This is a genomic window from Ensifer sp. Root423 (assembly GCF_001426275.1).
Lineage (GTDB): Bacteria > Pseudomonadota > Alphaproteobacteria > Rhizobiales > Rhizobiaceae > Ensifer > Ensifer adhaerens.
This window is the reverse complement of the sequence record NZ_LMEG01000047.1, coordinates 177,870-195,631: the sequence shown is the minus strand read 5'-3', so window position 1 is coordinate 195,631 and position 17,762 is coordinate 177,870. Positions and strand designations below refer to the sequence as shown.

The 17,762-nt window shown below is 63.1% G+C and carries 12 protein-coding genes; 7 read left to right on the top strand and 5 right to left on the bottom strand.

What is annotated here, in order from left to right; genetic code table 11:
• Positions 1–24 precede the first annotated feature (24 nt).
• The 3 genes from ASD01_RS34035 to ASD01_RS34025 all read left to right on the top strand — a co-directional run bounded on the left by ASD01_RS34035 (position 25) and on the right by ASD01_RS34025 (position 3,055).
• A complete protein-coding gene (locus ASD01_RS34035) occupies positions 25–1,023 on the top strand; it encodes an SPFH domain-containing protein (RefSeq protein WP_089044972.1) in 999 nt (332 codons plus the stop codon).
• Positions 1,024–1,026: 3 nt separating this feature from the next.
• Positions 1,027–1,497, top strand: a complete 471-nt coding sequence (locus tag ASD01_RS34030) for an NfeD family protein (protein ID WP_034786778.1) — start codon at positions 1,027–1,029, stop codon at positions 1,495–1,497.
• Between the two features lie 94 nt (positions 1,498–1,591).
• Positions 1,592–3,055, top strand: a complete 1,464-nt coding sequence (locus ASD01_RS34025) for an outer membrane beta-barrel protein (RefSeq protein ID WP_060517628.1) — start codon at positions 1,592–1,594, stop codon at positions 3,053–3,055.
• Positions 3,056–3,133: 78 nt separating this feature from the next.
• On the opposite strand, the gene galU is transcribed toward ASD01_RS34025, so the two are convergent.
• Positions 3,134–4,021: a UTP--glucose-1-phosphate uridylyltransferase GalU gene (galU, locus tag ASD01_RS34020; RefSeq protein ID WP_034786782.1), complete on the bottom strand. Its 888-nt coding sequence runs from the start codon at positions 4,019–4,021 to the stop codon at positions 3,134–3,136.
• A gap of 398 nt (positions 4,022–4,419) precedes the next feature.
• Here galU and ASD01_RS34015 point away from each other — a divergent pair, with 398 nt between their 5' ends.
• Entirely contained in the window at positions 4,420–5,640 is a 1,221-nt protein-coding gene (locus tag ASD01_RS34015) for a lytic murein transglycosylase (RefSeq protein ID WP_034786785.1), read from the top strand.
• 133 nt (positions 5,641–5,773) lie between these two features.
• On the top strand, positions 5,774–7,024 hold the full coding sequence (locus ASD01_RS34010) for an SGNH/GDSL hydrolase family protein (protein ID WP_060517622.1): 1,251 nt from the start codon (positions 5,774–5,776) through the stop codon (positions 7,022–7,024).
• A gap of 87 nt (positions 7,025–7,111) precedes the next feature.
• Here the strand turns inward: ASD01_RS34010 and ASD01_RS34005 are convergent, their stop codons facing one another.
• Together ASD01_RS34005 and gltB are read right to left on the bottom strand one after the other, a co-directional pair.
• Positions 7,112–8,569 (bottom strand): glutamate synthase subunit beta, encoded by a 1,458-nt coding sequence (locus ASD01_RS34005; protein WP_034786787.1) that lies wholly within the window; start codon positions 8,567–8,569, stop codon positions 7,112–7,114.
• A 108-nt stretch (positions 8,570–8,677) separates the two neighbouring features.
• A complete protein-coding gene (gltB, locus tag ASD01_RS34000; protein WP_034786790.1) occupies positions 8,678–13,402 on the bottom strand; it encodes a glutamate synthase large subunit in 4,725 nt (1,574 codons plus the stop codon).
• 554 nt (positions 13,403–13,956) lie between these two features.
• Between gltB and ASD01_RS33995 the strand changes: the two genes are divergently transcribed.
• Positions 13,957–15,003 carry a threonine aldolase family protein gene (locus ASD01_RS33995; protein ID WP_034786793.1) on the top strand — a complete coding sequence of 349 codons (1,047 nt, stop codon included), beginning with the start codon at positions 13,957–13,959 and terminating at the stop codon, positions 15,001–15,003.
• 24 nt (positions 15,004–15,027) lie between these two features.
• Here the strand turns inward: ASD01_RS33995 and ASD01_RS33990 are convergent, their stop codons facing one another.
• Positions 15,028–15,885 (bottom strand): LysR family transcriptional regulator, encoded by an 858-nt coding sequence (locus ASD01_RS33990; RefSeq protein WP_034786796.1) that lies wholly within the window; start codon positions 15,883–15,885, stop codon positions 15,028–15,030.
• A gap of 95 nt (positions 15,886–15,980) precedes the next feature.
• On the opposite strand from ASD01_RS33990, the gene ASD01_RS33985 reads away from it, so the two are divergent.
• Complete coding sequence (locus ASD01_RS33985) at positions 15,981–16,973, top strand: bile acid:sodium symporter family protein (protein WP_034786798.1); 993 nt, start codon at positions 15,981–15,983, stop codon at positions 16,971–16,973.
• An 84-nt stretch (positions 16,974–17,057) separates the two neighbouring features.
• Here the strand turns inward: ASD01_RS33985 and ASD01_RS33980 are convergent, their stop codons facing one another.
• Complete coding sequence (locus ASD01_RS33980; RefSeq protein ID WP_034786801.1) at positions 17,058–17,519, bottom strand: Hsp20 family protein; 462 nt, start codon at positions 17,517–17,519, stop codon at positions 17,058–17,060.
• Positions 17,520–17,762 lie beyond the last annotated feature (243 nt).

Here is a 17,762-nt window from a genome sequence, read left to right as displayed (position 1 = left end):
GATTGCAATTTAAGGGGGTAAGTCTTGGGCGGAATGGATATCGTCGTCATTGGCTTCGTGGTGCTCATCATCCTGGTCCTCTTCATGGGGATCAAGACGGTGCCGCAGGGCTACCGCTATACGATCGAGCGCTTCGGTCGCTACACCAAAACGCTGGAGCCGGGCCTCAATCTGATCGTGCCGTTCATCGACCGCATCGGCGCCAAGATGAACGTGATGGAACAGGTGCTCGACGTTCCGACCCAGGAAGTCATCACCAAGGACAATGCCAGCGTTTCGGCCGATGCCGTCGCCTTCTATCAGATCCTGAATGCGGCGCAGGCCGCCTACCAGGTGGCGCATCTGGAAAACGCCATCCTCAACCTGACGATGACCAACATCCGCTCGGTCATGGGTTCGATGGACCTCGACGAACTGCTCTCCAACCGTGATACGATCAACGACAGGCTGCTGCACGTCGTCGACGAAGCTGCCAGCCCCTGGGGCATCAAGATCACCCGCATCGAGATCAAGGATATCGCCCCGCCGAAGGATCTCGTCGATGCCATGGCGCGCCAGATGAAGGCCGAGCGCGAGAAACGCGCGCAGGTGCTCGAAGCCGAAGGCGCCAGAAACGCCCAGATCCTGCGCGCCGAAGGCGCCAAGCAGTCGGCGATCCTGCAGGCCGAGGGCCAGCGCGAAGCGGCGTTTCGTGACGCCGAAGCGCGCGAGCGCCTGGCCGAGGCAGAGGCGAAGGCAACCAAGATGGTCTCCGAGGCCATTGCGGCCGGCGACGTGCAGGCGATCAACTACTTCGTCGCCCAGAAGTACACCGAGGCACTCGCCTCGATCGGCACCGCCAACAACCAGAAGATCGTGCTGATGCCGATGGAAGCTTCCGCGCTGATCGGTTCACTCGGTGGCATCGGCGCCATCGCCAAGGAAGTCTTTGGCGACAGCCAGACGGCGCCAGCGACCCGCCCGCGCCAGTCGACGCCGCGCACCACGCCGGCTTTCCCGACCGATCCCGCGCAAGGGAAGTAGACGATGATCGAACGCGCCATTCAAGAACTCGGGCCCTGGAGCTGGTGGGTTCTGGGCTTCGTGCTTCTCGCCGCCGAGCTCATCGCCCCCGGCGTGTTCCTGATCTGGATCGGTGTCGCCGCCTTGGCAGTCGGCATCCTCTCCCTCATGCTTTGGGAGGTCGGCTTCTGGACGTGGCAGGTCCAGCTCGTGCTGTTCGCGCTGCTCTCGGTGGCGGCCGTTCTCCTTGGCCGCCGCTTCGTTCTCTCCACATCCGAGACCACCGACGAGCCGCTTTTGAACCAGCGCGCCGAAAGCCTCGTCGGCCGCACCGCGGTCCTGGAAAAACCGATCGCCGAAGGCCGAGGGCGCATCCGGCTCGACGACACGTTCTGGGTCGTTGAGGGACCGGACCTGCCGGCCGGTACAAGAGTGCGCGTCGTTTCCACCCACGGCCGCAACCTGACCGTCGAAAGTGTAACCGCAAGCGGCTGATGCCACGACGTTTTTTCCGTTTGGAAACGATTGATTAACCACGTCGCTTTACGGTTGCGAAAGGATTGCAATCAGGCTCGTGGACAAACGGCATATGGTGCCAGGCTCATCTCGCTCGATCAAAGGAGGCGCGCGGCGTTCGACGTCGCTGGCGTTGCTGCTGGCCGGCACGGCGATGCTTGCCCCCGCATCCTTGAACGCCCAGACCGCCACGACCGCTCCCGCCACCGCTCCGACGACGACCACCTATGGCGCGGGCACAGCGCCTTCAGCCGTTCCGGCCGCGACGCCCGCAATCACCGATCCGCAGACCACCGGCGCCGTCAGCGCTGACGACCTGACCCCGGCCTCTAACGAGGATTACCTTCGCCTGAACCAGCGCGAGCCGACGATCGACGGTCTGCGGTTGCGGACCGACAACCCCGAATACGATCGCGCCCCGGGCATCCGAATCGGCACCTTCACGCTGCGCCCCAGCGTCAGCGAGACCATCAACCACGAATGGCGCAAGGACGGCGACACCAAGACCAACCGCGGCTATCTCGAAACCGGAATCCGCGGCACCTTGACCTCGGACTGGTCGCGGCATCAGCTGACCGTCACCGGCGAAGGCGTGTTGCAGAACAACATCTCCGGCGAGGGCGAGGAAGAGCCCCGCGCCAATGTCGATGCGGAACTGCGGCTCGATCTCTGGGACGAAACGATCGCCCGTCTGCGCGCCGGCTACAGTTTCGAGCGCGAGGACGCCGACGACCCGAACGCGATCTCCAACGCCAAAAACCAGTCCGCGGTCAACACCTACCGCCTCGGCGCGGCCGTTGAGCGTGATTTCGGTCTGATCCGCGGCTCGGTCGGCATCGATTTCGACCGGCGCACCTATGGTGATGTCGAACTCGAAAACGGCACGAACCTTTCGGTCAAGTATCGAAACCGCAACACCGGTGTGCTCACGGCCCGCGTCGGCTACGAACTGTCGCCGGCATTGATCCCGTTCCTCGAAGCCTCCGTCGGCAAGTCGCTCTACGATCTGCGCGAAGATCCGCTCGGTTTCGAACGCTCCTATCAGACCTATGCCGCACGCGGCGGTATCGAGCTCGACCTCGGCGAGAAACTCTATGGCGAGCTCGGCCTCGGCTACGAAACCTACAATTTCGAGGATGAACGGCTTGGCGAACTCCGCGGCCTGTCGGTCGATGGCCGCCTCAACTGGTCGCCGCAACGCGGCACCGACGTGCTCTTCGCCGTGTCGACCGACCTCAACCCGTCAACGACGCCCGGCGACGCTGGTTCGATCGACTACAACCTCACCAACATCATCACCCACCAGATGCGCTCGGATCTCGTCGCGCGCCTGACGAATAGCCTGACGCTGCGCAACTACCCCTCGAACGCCCGCTCGTCGGACGAGACCACCTGGCGCACCGGCGCCGGCCTCACCTACGACATCAACCGCTACCTGGCGCTGACGGGCGACGTCAGCTACGAGCGCACCACCCGCGATCAGGGCGACACCACCGACATCACCCGCGTCGGCGTCGGGTTGACGCTGCGCCGCTGAGGCAATCCCATTATCCAGATAAAAAAAGGCCGCGCCCGATGGACGCGGCCTTTCTTGCCTTCGAGAAGAGAAAGCCGATTACTTCAGGCTGCCGAGCAGGCTCTTCAGCGGGCCTTCGACGGTCGGACGGATATCGCCACGCTCGAGCGCGAAGGCGACGTTGGCCAGGATGAAGCCGTCCTTGGCGCCACAGTCGTAGGTATCGCCACGGAAGTGGTAAGCGGCGAACTGCTGGTTGTCGGAAAGCTTGAGCATGCCGTCGGTCAGCTGGATCTCGTTGCCGGCGCCGCGCTCCTGCTTTTCGAGAATCGGGAAGATCTCCGGCTGCAGGATGTAGCGGCCGTTGATGAAGAAGTTGGAGGGGGCAGTGCCCGGTGCTGGCTTCTCGACCATCTTGGTGATCTTGAAACCTTCGCCGACCTTGTCGCCGACGCCGACGATGCCGTATTTGTGCGCCTGGTCCGGCGCGCATTCCTCAACCGCGATGACGTTGCCGCCGCTCTGCTCATAGAGCTCGACCATGCCCTTCAGGCAGCCCTTCTCACCCTTCATGATCATGTCGGGCAGGAGCAGCGCGAAGGGCTCGTTGCCGACGAGTTCACGGGCGCACCAGACCGCGTGGCCAAGGCCGAGCGGCGCCTGCTGGCGGGTGAAGCTGGTGGTGCCGGCCTTCGGCAGGATGCCGTCGAGCAGCGCGATCTCGGCCTTCTTGTTGCGCTCGCGCAGCGTCTGGTCGAGCTCGACCTGAATGTCGAAATAGTCCTCGATGACAGCCTTGCTGCGTCCGGTCACGAAGATCAGATGCTCGATCCCGGCTTCCAGCGCTTCGTCGACCACATATTGAATGACCGGCTTGTCCACCACCGTCAGCATTTCCTTCGGCACGGCCTTGGTCGCCGGCAGGAAACGGGTGCCCAGTCCTGCGACCGGGAACACGGCTTTGCGGACTTTACGCTTGTCGGTCATCGATACCTCCTTGAAAGGATTTCACTCATAACTCTTGCCGAATGGTCCTGGACGTCAATCCGTCCCGAACCATACAGCGCTCCGTAATGGAGCCGCAATCTCTATGCCGTCAGCTGAACACAGCATGAACCGACGAAACAAATGCATATGCGAACTCCACGACCAAGGCTTGACATTTTCTGTGGCCGAAGACGCCACCACATTTTCATGGTAAAGGGTTTGTTGACCACGTTTCTGTAGATTCGTTGCAATCCGGCAATGCAACAAGCGCGGCCGGATCCGAAACAGGAGCCGCCGACGACTGCCCCCACCGTCCAGGCTGGCCCCAGACTGCCACCTTGCGGAGTGATTCGGGCCATGACGGCCGAAGCTCCGCAGAGAAACGGAACCGACAGCTGATGATCAGAAACCGCAGGACGTTTTTCCGTCATATCGCAGCCGCCCTCGTCCTATCCGCCGCCACGCTCGGCACCGCACCTGCGCGCGCCGATACCGGGTTCCAGAACTGGATCAACGAGTTTTACGCGACCGCCGCCCAGGCCGGCATCACCAAGTCAACCTACCGCCAGGCCTTTGCCGGCGTAAAGTCGCCCGACCAGACGGTGATCGACAAGGCCAACTACCAGCCGGAGTTCAAGCACAAGATCTGGGAATATATCGATTCCCGCGTGAACCCCTACACCAAGCGCGTCGGCCAGGAGATGGCGACCAAGCACGCCCGCACGCTGAACGCGCTGGAGAAACACTTCGGCGTCGACAAGACCATTCTTCTGGCCATCTGGTCGATGGAGTCCAACTACGGCGCAGTGCTGGAGAAGGATGACCGCCTGCACTACGTGCCGCGCGCGCTGGCAACCCTTGCCTATGCGGATCCGAAGCGGTCGAACTATGCCAAGAAGCAGCTGATCGCAGCACTCAAGATCCTGCAGAAGGGCGACATCACGCCGCGCGAGCTGACCGGCTCCTGGGCGGGTGCCATGGGCCACACCCAGTTCATCCCGACGAGCTACCTGCTCTATGCAGTCGATGCGGATGGAAACGGTCACCGCGACATCTGGAACTCCGTGCCGGACGCGCTGGCGACCGCCGCCAACCTCCTGAAGAAGAATGGCTGGCAACCGGGCGAGACCTGGGGCTACGAGGTCGCCCCGCCGGCAAATGCCGCGAAATATTCCGGCCAGACGAAGACGCTCAAGGAATGGGCGTCGCTCGGTTTTGCCCGGCCGAACGGCAAGGGCTTCCGCAACGGCAGCACCCGCGCCGAACTCAAGCTGCCGAGCGGGGGCCAGGGCCCCGGCTTCCTGATGACCAAGAACTTCTTCGTCATCAAGCGCTACAACGCCTCGGACAGCTACGCGCTTGGCGTCGGCCTGCTCGCCGACCAGATCGCCGGCTACCAGGGCATGCAGCAGCGCTGGCCGCGTCCGGACGGTTCGCTTGATATCAGCGAGAAGTTCGAGCTGCAGAACCGGCTGAAGGAGCTCGGCTACTACAGCGGCGAAGTCGACGGCAATTTCGGCTCCGGCTCCAAGGCCGCGATCCAGGCGTTCCAGTCGAAGAACGGACTGGCGCCGGACGGAGAGCCGACCCAGATGCTGCTGCGGGCGCTCCGCAACTAGCAGGTTCGAAACGGTTTCGCGATCTGAGTATCCGTGAGATACAATAGGGCAAGCGCGCTGCACCCCGTGCGGCGCGCTGAAACTTTTGCGCGGCAAGGCCGCCCGAATACGCGATGAACGGGGCAGAAAGCAGATGATCAGCAAACGCCGCAGGCAAGTTGGCCGAACGCCGTTCGGGATTGCGACGATCTGCATCGCCCTTGTGGCGATGCTCACCGTCAGCCTTTTTGCGAGCTTTGCCGAAGCGCAGGAACGGGTGCAGCGGCGCACTCTGTTCCAGATGCTTTTCGGCGGGCTGACCCGCGAACGGCCGACCTATGCAGATCGCGACTATTATCCCGAACAACCGCGCCCGAAGCGCCAGCGCCAGCCGCAGCAGCGACAGAAGGGCCAGGGCCAACAGAAGCAGAAGCCGAAGGTCGCCGACACCCCTGCCCCGGCGCCGGTGGTGGTGGAGAAAGCGCCAGATGCCAAGAAGGTGCTCGTCGTCGGCGACTTCATGGCCGGCAGCCTCGGCGACGGCTTGAAGACCGCCTTCGAGATGACGCCCGGCATCACCATCGAGACGCGGGCGAACGGCTCGTCCGGCCTCGTGCGCGAGGACTATTTCAATTGGCCGGGCACGCTGCCGGGCTATGTCGGCGACGTGAAGCCGTCGGTCATCATCATCAGCCTCGGCGCCAACGATCGCCAGCAGATGCAGATCGGCAGCACCAAGGAGAAGTTCCGCTCCGACCTTTGGACGGAAGAATATCGCAAGCGTGTCAACGCGCTGGCAGCCCTTGCGCGCAAGGAAAAGCTGCCGGTTCTCTGGGTCGGCATGCCGCCGTTCCAGTCGGCCGCGATGACCGCCGACATGGTCACCTTCAACGGCATCTATCGCGAGGAGATCGAGAAGGTCGGCGGACAGTTCGTCGACATCTGGGACGGCTTCGTCGATGAGGGCGGCAAGTTCGTTCTGACCGGCTCCGATATCAACGGCCAGCAGGTGCGCCTGCGCGGCGCCGACGGCGTCAACCTCACCAAGGCCGGCAAGCGCAAGCTTGCCTTCTACGTCGAGAAGGACATCCGTCGGCTGCTCGGCGATGCCGCCGCCACCGACAAGAACGTGCCGGGCGCCGACGAGCTCAAGGACCTGGTGGTGACCGCACCGCTCGGCAACGAGGATATCGTCAAGACCCAGCCGATCGGGCTGACCGATCCGGCGCTGGATGGCGCCGCGTCCCTGCTCGGCAGCGCCGCACCGGACAAGGGCAACGGCAAGAGCCCACGCGACCTGCTGGTTGGCAAGGGTGACGTCGCCGCCGCTCCGGCCGGCCGCGTCGATGACTTCCGCCTCTCGAAGCCAAACACGGTCATCAGCAACCCGGTGATCCGCAACTAGGCCGACGATCCCCATTCAGCCTTCTGGCACACCATGAAAAAAGCCCCGCATCGCTGCGGGGCTTTTTTCATGCTTGGGAGTAATGCCTTAGCGCGGCAGCGTGGTCGAACCCATCAGCGCCTCGTCGATCGCACGTGCCGCCTGGCGGCCTTCGCGGATCGCCCAGACGACGAGCGACTGGCCTCGGCGCACGTCGCCGGCCGTCCAGAGCTTGTCGACCGAGGTCTTGTAGTCGCGCTCGTTGGCGACGACGTTGGTCGAGCCGCGGCGGTCGGTGTTGAGCGTCAGCTTGTCGCCGAGGTCCTTGATCACGCTGTTGGTGAAGGGACCACTGAAACCGATGGCGATGAAGGCAAGATCCGCCTTGATGATGAACTCCGTGCCGGCGACCGGCTTGCGGCGATCATCCACCTGGCAGCACTTCACGCCGGTCAGGTTGCCGTCCTCGTCGCCGATGAACTCAAGGGTCGCCACCTGGAACTCGCGGATGGCGCCTTCGGCCTGGCTCGAAGAGGTGCGCATCTTCGTCGCCCAAAACGGCCAGACGGCGAGCTTGTCTTCCTTTTCCGGCGGCTGCGGACGGATGTCGAGCTGGGTCACCTTGACGGCGCCCTGGCGGAAAGCGGTGCCGACACAGTCGGACGCGGTATCACCACCGCCGACGACGACGATATGCTTGCCGCCGGCAAGGATCGGCTGCGACGGCCAGCCGACGCTGTCGATGTTCTCGCGGCCGACGCGGCGGTTCTGCTGGACGAGATAGGGCATCGCGTCATGCACGCCGGCGAACTGGACGCCGGGGATGCCCGCGTCGCGCGGGGTCTCGGAGCCGCCGCAGTAGAGCACGGCGTCATGCTCGTCGAGCAGGCGCTGCATCGGAACGTCGACGCCGACATTGATGCCGCAGTGGAAAGTGACGCCTTCGCCGCGCATCTGGTCGACGCGGCGATCGATGAAGTTCTTCTCCATCTTGAAGTCCGGGATGCCGTAGCGCAGCAGGCCGCCGGGCTTGGTTTCGCGCTCGTAGACGTGCACCTCGTGGCCGGCGCGGGCAAGCTGCTGGGCCGCGGCCATACCGGCAGGTCCCGAGCCGATGATCGCGACCTTCTTGCCGGTCTTGGTGACGGCCGGCTGCGGCACGATATAGCCCATTTCATAGGCCTTGTCGGCGATCGCCTGTTCGACGGTCTTGATCGCGACCGGGGTGTCTTCGAGGTTCAGCGTGCAGGCTTCCTCGCACGGCGCCGGGCAGACGCGGCCGGTGAATTCCGGGAAGTTGTTGGTCGAATGCAGGTTGCGGATCGCCTCGTCCCAGTTGCCGTTGTAGACGAGATCGTTCCAGTCCGGGATCTGGTTGTGCACCGGGCAGCCGGTCGGGCCGTGGCAATAGGGGATGCCACAGTCCATGCAGCGAGCAGCCTGCTTCTGCACTTCCGGTTCTGACATCGGAATGGTGAATTCTCGAAAATGGCGGATGCGGTCGGACGCCGGCTGGTACTTTGCCACTTGCCGGTCGATCTCGAGAAATCCAGTTACCTTACCCATCGTTTCATCCTGAAAGCTGTGCGTCTGAACAGGCGCTTTTTGCGAGCGCGCGTGAGGGGCCCCCGAACCGATCTGTGATGAACCGGGAGCCTTGGTCACCGGGGCCTCCTATTCGGCCGCCTCTGCCATTTTCATGCGTTCCATATCCTCGAGCGCACGGCGGTACTCGACCGGCATGACCTTGCGGAATTTCGGCCGATAATCCGTCCAGTGATCGAGGATCTCCTTCGCCCGGGGCGAACCCGTGTGGTGAAGGTGGTTGGAGATGAGCTGATAAAGCCGCTCCTCGTCGTGGCGCGTCATGTCGCCCGACACGTCGACCATGCCCTTGTGCATGATGTCGCCGCCGTGGTGGTGCAGCTTCTCCAGCATGTCGTCCTCTTCCGGAACCGGTTGCAGCTCGACCATCGCCATGTTGCAGCGACGGGCGAAATCGCCTTCCTCGTCGAGCACATAGGCGACACCGCCCGACATGCCGGCCGCAAAGTTGCGCCCCGTTCCGCCGAGCACGACGACGACGCCGCCGGTCATGTATTCGCAGCCGTGGTCACCCACGCCCTCGACGACCGCGACCGCGCCGGAGTTGCGCACTGCGAAACGTTCGCCGGCAACGCCGTTGAAGTAGCACTCGCCCGAGATCGCGCCGTAAAGCACGGTGTTGCCGACGATGATCGATTCTTGCGGAACGATCGTCGCATTTTCCGGCGGCCGGACAATGATGCGACCGCCCGAAAGACCCTTGCCGACATAGTCGTTACCGTCACCCACGAGATCGAAGGTGATGCCGCGTGCGAGGAACGCGCCGAAGGACTGGCCAGCCGTGCCCTTGAGGGTCACGTGGATGGTGTCGTCCTTCAGGCCCTTGTGGCCCCAGCGCTTGGCAAGAGCACCGGCAAGCATCGCGCCGGCCGAACGGTCGACGTTCTTGATCTCGGCTTCGATCTTGACCGGAGCCTTGGTTTCGAGCGCGACCGCCGCTTCCTTGATCAGCTTGCGATCGAGAACATCGTCGATCGGGTGCTGCTGGCGCGTGGTCCAGTAGGTCTCTTCCTTTTTGGCTTCCACCTTGTGGAAGATCTTCGAGAAGTCGAGGCCGTTGGCCTTCCAGTGCGCAAGCGCACTGTCCTTTTCGAGCAGTTCCGAAGCGCCGACGATGTCGTTGAGCTTCCTGACGCCGAGCGACGCCAGGATCTCGCGCACTTCCTCGGCCACGAAGAAGAAGTAGTTGATGACGTGCTCGGCCGTGCCCTTGAAGCGCTTGCGCAGCACCGGATCCTGGGTCGCAACGCCGACGGGACAGGTGTTGAGGTGGCACTTGCGCATCATGATGCAGCCGGCGGCGATCAGCGGTGCGGTGGCGAAGCCGAATTCGTCGGCACCGAGCAGCGCGCCGATGATGACGTCGCGACCGGTCTTCAGACCACCATCGACCTGAAGGGCGACGCGCGAACGCAGGCCGTTCAGCACCAGCGTCTGCTGGGTCTCGGCAAGACCGATTTCCCAGGGGCTGCCTGCGTGCTTCAGCGAGGTGAGCGGCGAAGCGCCGGTACCGCCGTCGAAGCCGGCGACAGTGATATGGTCGGCACGCGCCTTGGCAACGCCGGCGGCAACCGTGCCGACGCCGACTTCCGAGACGAGTTTGACCGAAACGTCGGCTTCCGGATTGACGTTCTTCAGATCGTAGATCAGCTGCGCCAGGTCTTCGATCGAGTAGATGTCATGGTGCGGCGGCGGCGAAATCAGGCCGACGCCCGGGGTCGAATGCCTAGTCTTGGCAACCGTCGCATCGACCTTGTGGCCGGGCAGCTGCCCGCCTTCACCGGGCTTGGCCCCTTGCGCCACCTTGATCTGCAGCATATCGGCATTGACCAGGTACTCGGTGGTCACGCCGAAGCGGCCGGACGCGATCTGCTTGATCGCCGAGCGTTCCGGGTTCATCGAACCATCGGGCAGCGGCAGGTAGCGGTCGCTTTCCTCGCCCCCTTCGCCGGTGTTCGACTTGCCGCCGATCCGGTTCATGGCAATCGCCAGCGTCGTATGTGCCTCGCGGCTGATCGAGCCGAAGGACATGGCCCCGGTCGAGAAGCGCTTGACGATATCGACGGCCGGTTCGACCTCGTCGACCGAGATCGGCTTGCGGCCAAGGGCTTCGGCGCTCTTGATCGTGAACAGGCCACGGATGGTGTTCATGCGCAGCGCCGAGTTGTTCACCATCTCGGCGAACTCGCGGTAGCGGTCCTCTGCGTTGCCACGAACGGCGTGCTGCAGCGAGGCGATCGCGTCCGGCGTCCAGGCATGGCTTTCGCCGCGCATGCGGAAGGCATATTCGCCACCGATATCGAGCGAGTTGGCGAGAACCGGGTCGGCGCCGAAGGCCGCCTTGTGGCGGGCGACGGTTTCGGCGGCGATCTCTTCGAGGCCGATGCCTTCGATCGTCGTCGCCGTGCCGAAGAAGAACTGGTCGACAAGCTTCGACGACAGGCCGACGGCGTCGAAGATCTGCGCGCCACAATAGGACTGGTAGGTCGAGATGCCCATCTTGGACATGACCTTGAGGATGCCCTTACCGACGGCCTTGATGTAGCGGTAGACCACTTCGCTGCCGTCGACTTCCTTGGGGAACTCGCCACGCTTGTGCATGTCGGTGAGCGTATCGAAGGCGAGATAGGGGTTGATCGCCTCGGCGCCGTAGCCGGCGAGCAGGCAGAACTGATGCACTTCGCGCGGTTCGCCGGATTCAAGCACGATGCCGACCGACGTGCGCAGACCCTTGCGGATCAGGTGGTGGTGCACGGCCGCGGTCGCGAGCAGCGCCGGGATAGCCACGCGGTCCGGTCCGACCTGGCGGTCCGACAGAACGATGATGTTGTAGCCGCCCTTCACCGCCGCTTCCGCACGTTCGCAGAGCCGGTCGAGCATTTCCGGCATGCCTTCGGCGCCGCGCGAAATGTCATAGGTAAAGTCGAGCGTCTTGGTGTCGAAACGATCCTCGGTGTGACCGATCGAGCGGATCTTTTCGAGATCGCCGTTGGTTAGGATCGGCTGGCGCACCTCGAGCCGCTTGGCATGCGCCATGCCCTCGTGGTCGAGGATGTTCGGACGCGGACCGATGAAGGAGACGAGGCTCATCACCAGCTCCTCGCGGATCGGGTCGATCGGCGGGTTGGTGACCTGCGCAAAGTTCTGCTTGAAATAGGTGTAAAGCAGCTTGCGCTTGTCCGACATCGCCGAGATCGGCGTGTCGGTGCCCATCGAGCCGATCGCTTCCTGGCCGGTCGTCGCCATCGGCGACATCAGGATCTTGGTGTCTTCGAGCGTGTAGCCAAAGGCCTGCTGGCGATCGATCAGGGAAACGTCACGGCGGAGCGCACGCGGCTCCACCGGCTTCAGCTCCTCGAGGATCAGCTGGGTGTCTTCGAGCCACTTGCTGTAGGGGTGCTTTTGCGCGAGCGAGGACTTCACCTCCTCGTCGGAGATGATGCGGCCCTGTTCCATATCGATGAGCAGCATCTTGCCCGGCTGCAGGCGCCACTTCTTGACGATCTTGTCTTCGTCGACCGGCAGCACGCCGGCTTCCGACGCGAGGATGACGCGGTCGTCCGAGGTGACGATGTAGCGGGCCGGACGCAAACCGTTGCGGTCGAGCGTCGCACCGACCTGGCGACCGTCGGTAAAGGCGACAGCTGCCGGACCGTCCCACGGCTCCATCAGCGCTGCGTGGTATTCGTAGAACGCCTTTCGCTCAGGCGACATCAACTGGTTGCCGGCCCACGCCTCGGGGATCAGCATCATGACGGCATGCGACAGCGAATAGCCGCCCTGCACCAGGAACTCGAGTGCGTTGTCGAAGCAGGCGGTGTCCGACTGGCCTTCGTAGGAGATCGGCCAGAGCTTGGAGATGTCGTCGCCGAAGAGCGGCGAGGAAACCGAGGCCTGGCGCGCTGCCATCCAGTTGACGTTGCCGCGCAGCGTGTTGATTTCGCCGTTGTGGGCGACCATGCGGTAGGGATGGGCGAGCTTCCACGACGGAAACGTGTTGGTCGAGAAGCGCTGGTGAACGAGCGCCACCGCACTTTCGAAGCGCGGGTCGGACAGATCCTTGTAATAGGCGCCGACCTGGTAAGCGAGGAACATGCCCTTGTAGACGATCGTCGAGGACGACAGCGACACGGGGTAGAAGTTGCTCTCCTCGCCCTTGTATTCGTCATAGATGCGGTTGGAGATCACCTTGCGCAGCGTGAAGAGACGGCGCTCGAACTCCGGGTTCGTGGCGGCGTCACGGCCGGCACCGATGAAGATCTGGACATGGCGCGGCTCGGTCGCGGCGATTTCCGGCGCCTTCGACAGCGACGCGTTGTCGACGGGCACGTCGCGGTAGCCGATGAGCACCTGGCCCTCTTCGGTGACGACGTCCTTGATCACCTGCTTGAAGTGTTCGACGAGCGCATCGTCCTGCGGCATGAAGATGTGGCCGACGGCATATTCGCCCGCCTTCGGCAGGGTGATGCCCTGCTTGGCCATCTCCTCGCGGAAGAAACGGTCGGGAATCTGCACGAGGATGCCCGCGCCATCTCCCATCAGCGGGTCGGCGCCGACGGCACCACGGTGCGTCAGGTTTTCGAGCATGAAGAGGCCATCGCGCACGATCTGGTGCGACTTCTGACCCTTCATATGGGCGACGAAGCCGACACCGCAGGCGTCATGTTCGTTGCGCGGATCGTAGAGCCCCTGTTTTCGCGGCAGGCCAGTCGGGAATGCGGGCGTTTTTTCAGCCGTCGCAACGCTGTGTGCGAGGTTGAGCCCAGATTGCTGTGATGGCGAATGATCCGTCATCGTTTTCCCTCCTGTTGAACCCGGCACCGCCGGGCATGGCACCGCCCGCGCATGACTCTTCGTTGCGTGCAAAGACACGCCGAAAAGCCGGGGCACTCATCGTCTCATGATCCTGATCAGGTCGCAAATAAGCACGGCATCATCAGGCACTGATGTCTGCGACCATCCTGACGGCAGGCGATAACAACCGGATGAAATCCGGCCAATCCTCCCGCTTCGCACGCCGGATGCCACTTTTTTAGGCACTCACGGCGATTGTTCCGGTCCCTAGACCGAAATAGGACAGCAAACCTGTCCTATTTCATGTGCTCTATGCCAGAAACCACCCCCCTCTGCAAGAGGCATATCAGCAAATAATGGAGAAGATTTTGCCGAACATTGCCGGAAATTTCCGGCTTTTATAATTAAATTACGGCATATCGTCGTTTTCTTCATTTTGGTTTCAAACTGGTCTCCTGTTGGCCTTTCGGCCGCTGACCGTGATTGATCCGGCTATAAACTCGGCTAAGGTCGGCAAAAGCCGTCGAATTGACGGTGAAACAGGGTGAGAAGTGATGATTTTTTCGTCTGATAACTGGGCTGGCGCCCATCCCGCGATTGCCGAAAGCCTGATGGCCCATGCCGGCGGCTACGCGTCGGCCTATGGCACCAGCGAGCTTGACCGGAAGGTGGAGAAGAAGTTCGCGGACATCTTCGAAAGGGACGTCGCCGTCTTCTTCGTCGGCACCGGAACAGCCGCCAATTCGCTGGCACTGGCAACAGCCAACCGCGCCGGCGGCGTCGCCTTCTGCCATCGCGAGGCCCATGTCATCGCCGACGAATGCGGCGCGCCCGAATTCTTTTCGCATGGCGCCCGACTGAAACCCGTCGACGGACCGCGGGGCAAGATGGAGGCCTCCCGCCTTGAAGCCGAGATCCGGCGCTTCCCGCTCGATAACGTCCATGGCGGCCAGCCCAGTGCGGTATCGCTGACGCAGGCGACGGAAAGCGGCACGGTCTATTCGCTCGCCGAAATCGAAGCGATCTCGGCCGTCGCCAAGGGACACAGGCTGCCGCTGCACATGGATGGTGCGCGCTTCGCCAACGCGCTGGTCAGCCTCGACGTAACGCCCGCCGAAATGACCTGGAAGCGCGGCGTCGACCTCGTCTCCTTCGGCGGCACCAAGAACGGCTGCTGGTGCGCCGAGGCGCTGGTGCTGTTCGACCTCTCCAAGGCCCACGAGATGCACTTCCTGCGCAAGCGCTCCGCCCAGCTTTTCTCCAAGTCGCGTTTCGTCTCGGCGCAGTTCGACGCCTATTTCGCCGGCGATCTCTGGCTGAATCTCGCCCGTCACGCCAACGCCATGGCCACACGCCTGGCCGAGGGCATTGCCGCCGCAAAGACGAGCCGGCTTGCCTGGCAGGCCGATGCCAACGAGGTCTTCGCCATCATCAACAAGGATGTGGCGGCGAAGCTCAGGCAGGATGGCGCCGTCTTCTACGACTGGCCAGTGCCGCACGACCTCGAGGGCAAGCTTGCTAAGAACGAGGGCCTCTATCGCCTCGTCACCAGCTTTGCGACCAAGGCCGAGGACGTCGACCGCTTCGTCGCCAGCTGCTGAGCAGTATCGGTATCAGCCCTGCCTTCAAGACTGCCCTTGCAGGGTCCTCAGATTGGCGAGGATTTCGACCGAGAGCGCCGCACTCAGCTTTCGGTCGACGCCCTTGCTCGGCACCAGCACGAATTCCACGTCTTCGAGCGGCGGCAGGAGCCCGGCCGGGATTTCCTTCAGCCCCGAGGGCACCATGCTGCGCGGCTGCACGAGCACGCCCATGCCGGCACGGGCCGCCGCCGTCAGGCCGCTGAGGCTGCCACAAGTGCATACGATCCGCCACGGCAGACGGTGACGGTCGAGCACTTCGAGCGCGACGCTGCGGGTGATGCTCGGCGGCGGAAAGGCGATCAGCGGCAGCACCTTGTCGCGCTTGATCCTCTCGGGATCGCGCGCGAGCCAAACCAGCGGTTCGCGATAGACGAGCTCGCCTCTGAGGTCGCCGAGCCTGCGCTTGGCAAGCACCAGATCGATCTCGCCATTGTCCTGCATCTGGTAGAGCACGCCGCTCAAGGCCACCGTGAGTTCCAGATCGACCGACGGATGCGCGCGGACGAAGTCTTCCAGCACCGCCGGCAGCCGGCTCATGACGAAGTCCTCGGAGACCCCGAGGCGGAGACGGCCGCGCAAACTGCTTTCGGCAAACAGCGCCCGGACCTCGCCGTCGATCGCCAGCATCGAGCGCGCGTGGGCAAGCAGCGCCTGCCCGTCTGCCGTCAGCGAAACGCGGTGCGTATCGCGGTCGACGAGCGTGCGTCCGAGCGAGGCTTCGAGCCGCTGGATATGCTGGCTGACCGTCGATTGCCCGAGCGATAGTTTTTCCGCCGCAAGCGTGAAGCTGCCCATCTGTTCGAGGGCGACGAAACTGCGCAACTGCACGAGATCCAACATAGCTCATCTCATTTCGTGATAACTGTTATTCCTTGCATCCTGCTTCACAATGAGCGATCCCCGCAAGACGTTCGTTAACGAGCAAGTGAGCTGATATGCGCCGCTACCTTCCCGATACCTTCACGATCCTGCTTCTGGCGACGGTGCTGCTTGCATCCGTCCTGCCGATCCATGGCGAGGCAACCGAATGGTTCGGATTGGCGACGAAGGTGGCTGTCGGCATGGTCTTCTTCCTACACGGCGCGCGCCTGTCGCGCGACGTGGTGATCGCCGGCATCCTGCACTGGCGCCTGCACCTGACGATCCTTGCCTCGACCTTCGTGCTCTTCCCGCTGATCGGCCTTGCGATCGGCTTCGTGCCGGATTCGATCCTGCCGCAGTCGCTCTATACCGGCATCCTCTTCCTCTGCGTGCTGCCCTCGACGGTGCAGTCGTCGATCGCATTCACTTCCATGGCCGGTGGCAATGTGCCGGCCGCGATCTGCTCGGCGTCGGCCTCCAACATTTTCGGCATGTTCCTGACGCCGCTGCTCGTCGGGTTGCTGTTTTCCGCCGGCGGCCATGGCACCGTCACGCTCGATGCGGTCAAGCAGATCCTGCTGCAGCTGCTTGCCCCCTTCGTCATCGGCCAGATGCTGCAGCCCGTGATCGGCAACTGGATCCGCGCCCGCAAGGGACTGTTGGCGCCGGTCGATCGCGGCTCGATCCTGATGGTCGTCTACCTCGCCTTCAGCCAGGCGGTCACCTCCGGCCTGTGGCAGACGTTTTCTCTGACCGATCTCGGCGTGCTCGTCGTCATCGAAATCGTCATGCTGGCACTCGTGCTTGCCGTCACCATGTATGGCAGCCGCCTGCTCGGTTTCGACAAGGCCGACGAGATCGCGATCACCTTCTGCGGCTCGAAGAAGAGCCTTGCGAGCGGTGTCCCCATGGCAAGCGCCATCTTCGCCGGCCAGAACATCGGCGCGATCGTGCTGCCCGTCATGCTGTTTCACCAGATCCAGCTGATGGCCTGCGCGGTGATTGCACAGCGCTATGCAGCAAGGAAAGCGGCGGCTTCCGCCATGCCGGTACCGGCCCAGCCCTGATTGATCCGACAACAAAAAACGGCGCCCGTAGAGGACGCCGTTCTTTGTGGGAGGTCTATTTCATGCCCTGTTCGGGCGTGATGTTCAGAGGGTCTGAGCCTCGATCTGCTTCGGCTGCGATGCGACCGACGCGATCTCGATCCGGCGGGGCTTGGCGGCTTCCGGGATCTCGCGGGTAAGATCGATGTGCAGCAAGCCATTCTTCAGCGAAGCGGACTTGATCTCCACGTGATCGGCGAGCTGGAAGCGGCGCTCGAAGGCGCGCTTGGCAATGCCGCGATGGAGAAACTGGCTTTCTTCGCCCTTGTCCTCGGCCTTTTCGCCCTTGACCGTCAGCGTGTGTTCACGCGCCTCGATCGAAAGCTCGCTCTCGTCGAAACCGGCAACGGCCATGGTAATGCGGTAGGCGTTTTCGCCGGTGCGCTCGATGTTGTAGGGCGGATAGGTCTGGGCTTCACCCGGCTGGCCGAGGCTGTCGAGCATGGTGAACAGGCGGTCGAATCCGACGGTGGAGCGGTAAAGGGGAGAGAAATCGAAGTGACGCATGGTGTCCTCCTTGGAGCAACTTTTGCGATGTCTGGTCGGCCACCCCATTCTGGCAGTGGCAAGACCGGTGAACGGACCCGTCTTCGGCGCCCGTGACCCTGATTTGGGGAGGCGATTTGACGACTTCAAGACGCCCCCGCCGACGATTTTTCCGTGAACCCGACATGAACGCCGGCTTCGGCTTCCGTTCAGCCCGGCGGGACTAAAACAAAATCCTGGGCCGCAACGCCCAGGCTGAAGTGA

Bases quoted from the DNA above. Each gene is read 5' to 3' on its own strand.
- gltB (WP_034786790.1), bottom strand. From the start codon at position 13,402: ATGACGGATCATTCGCCATCACAGCAATCTGGGCTCAACCTCGCACAC.
- ASD01_RS34010 (WP_060517622.1), top strand. From the start codon at position 5,774: ATGATCAGCAAACGCCGCAGGCAAGTTGGCCGAACGCCGTTCGGGATT.
- ASD01_RS34005 (WP_034786787.1), bottom strand. From the start codon at position 8,569: ATGGGTAAGGTAACTGGATTTCTCGAGATCGACCGGCAAGTGGCAAAG.
- galU (WP_034786782.1), bottom strand. From the start codon at position 4,021: ATGACCGACAAGCGTAAAGTCCGCAAAGCCGTGTTCCCGGTCGCAGGA.
- ASD01_RS33995 (WP_034786793.1), top strand. From the start codon at position 13,957: ATGATTTTTTCGTCTGATAACTGGGCTGGCGCCCATCCCGCGATTGCC.
- ASD01_RS33980 (WP_034786801.1), bottom strand. From the start codon at position 17,519: ATGCGTCACTTCGATTTCTCTCCCCTTTACCGCTCCACCGTCGGATTC.
- ASD01_RS33985 (WP_034786798.1), top strand. From the start codon at position 15,981: ATGCGCCGCTACCTTCCCGATACCTTCACGATCCTGCTTCTGGCGACG.
- ASD01_RS33990 (WP_034786796.1), bottom strand. From the start codon at position 15,885: ATGTTGGATCTCGTGCAGTTGCGCAGTTTCGTCGCCCTCGAACAGATG.
- ASD01_RS34030 (WP_034786778.1), top strand. From the start codon at position 1,027: ATGATCGAACGCGCCATTCAAGAACTCGGGCCCTGGAGCTGGTGGGTT.
- ASD01_RS34025 (WP_060517628.1), top strand. From the start codon at position 1,592: ATGGTGCCAGGCTCATCTCGCTCGATCAAAGGAGGCGCGCGGCGTTCG.
- ASD01_RS34015 (WP_034786785.1), top strand. From the start codon at position 4,420: ATGATCAGAAACCGCAGGACGTTTTTCCGTCATATCGCAGCCGCCCTC.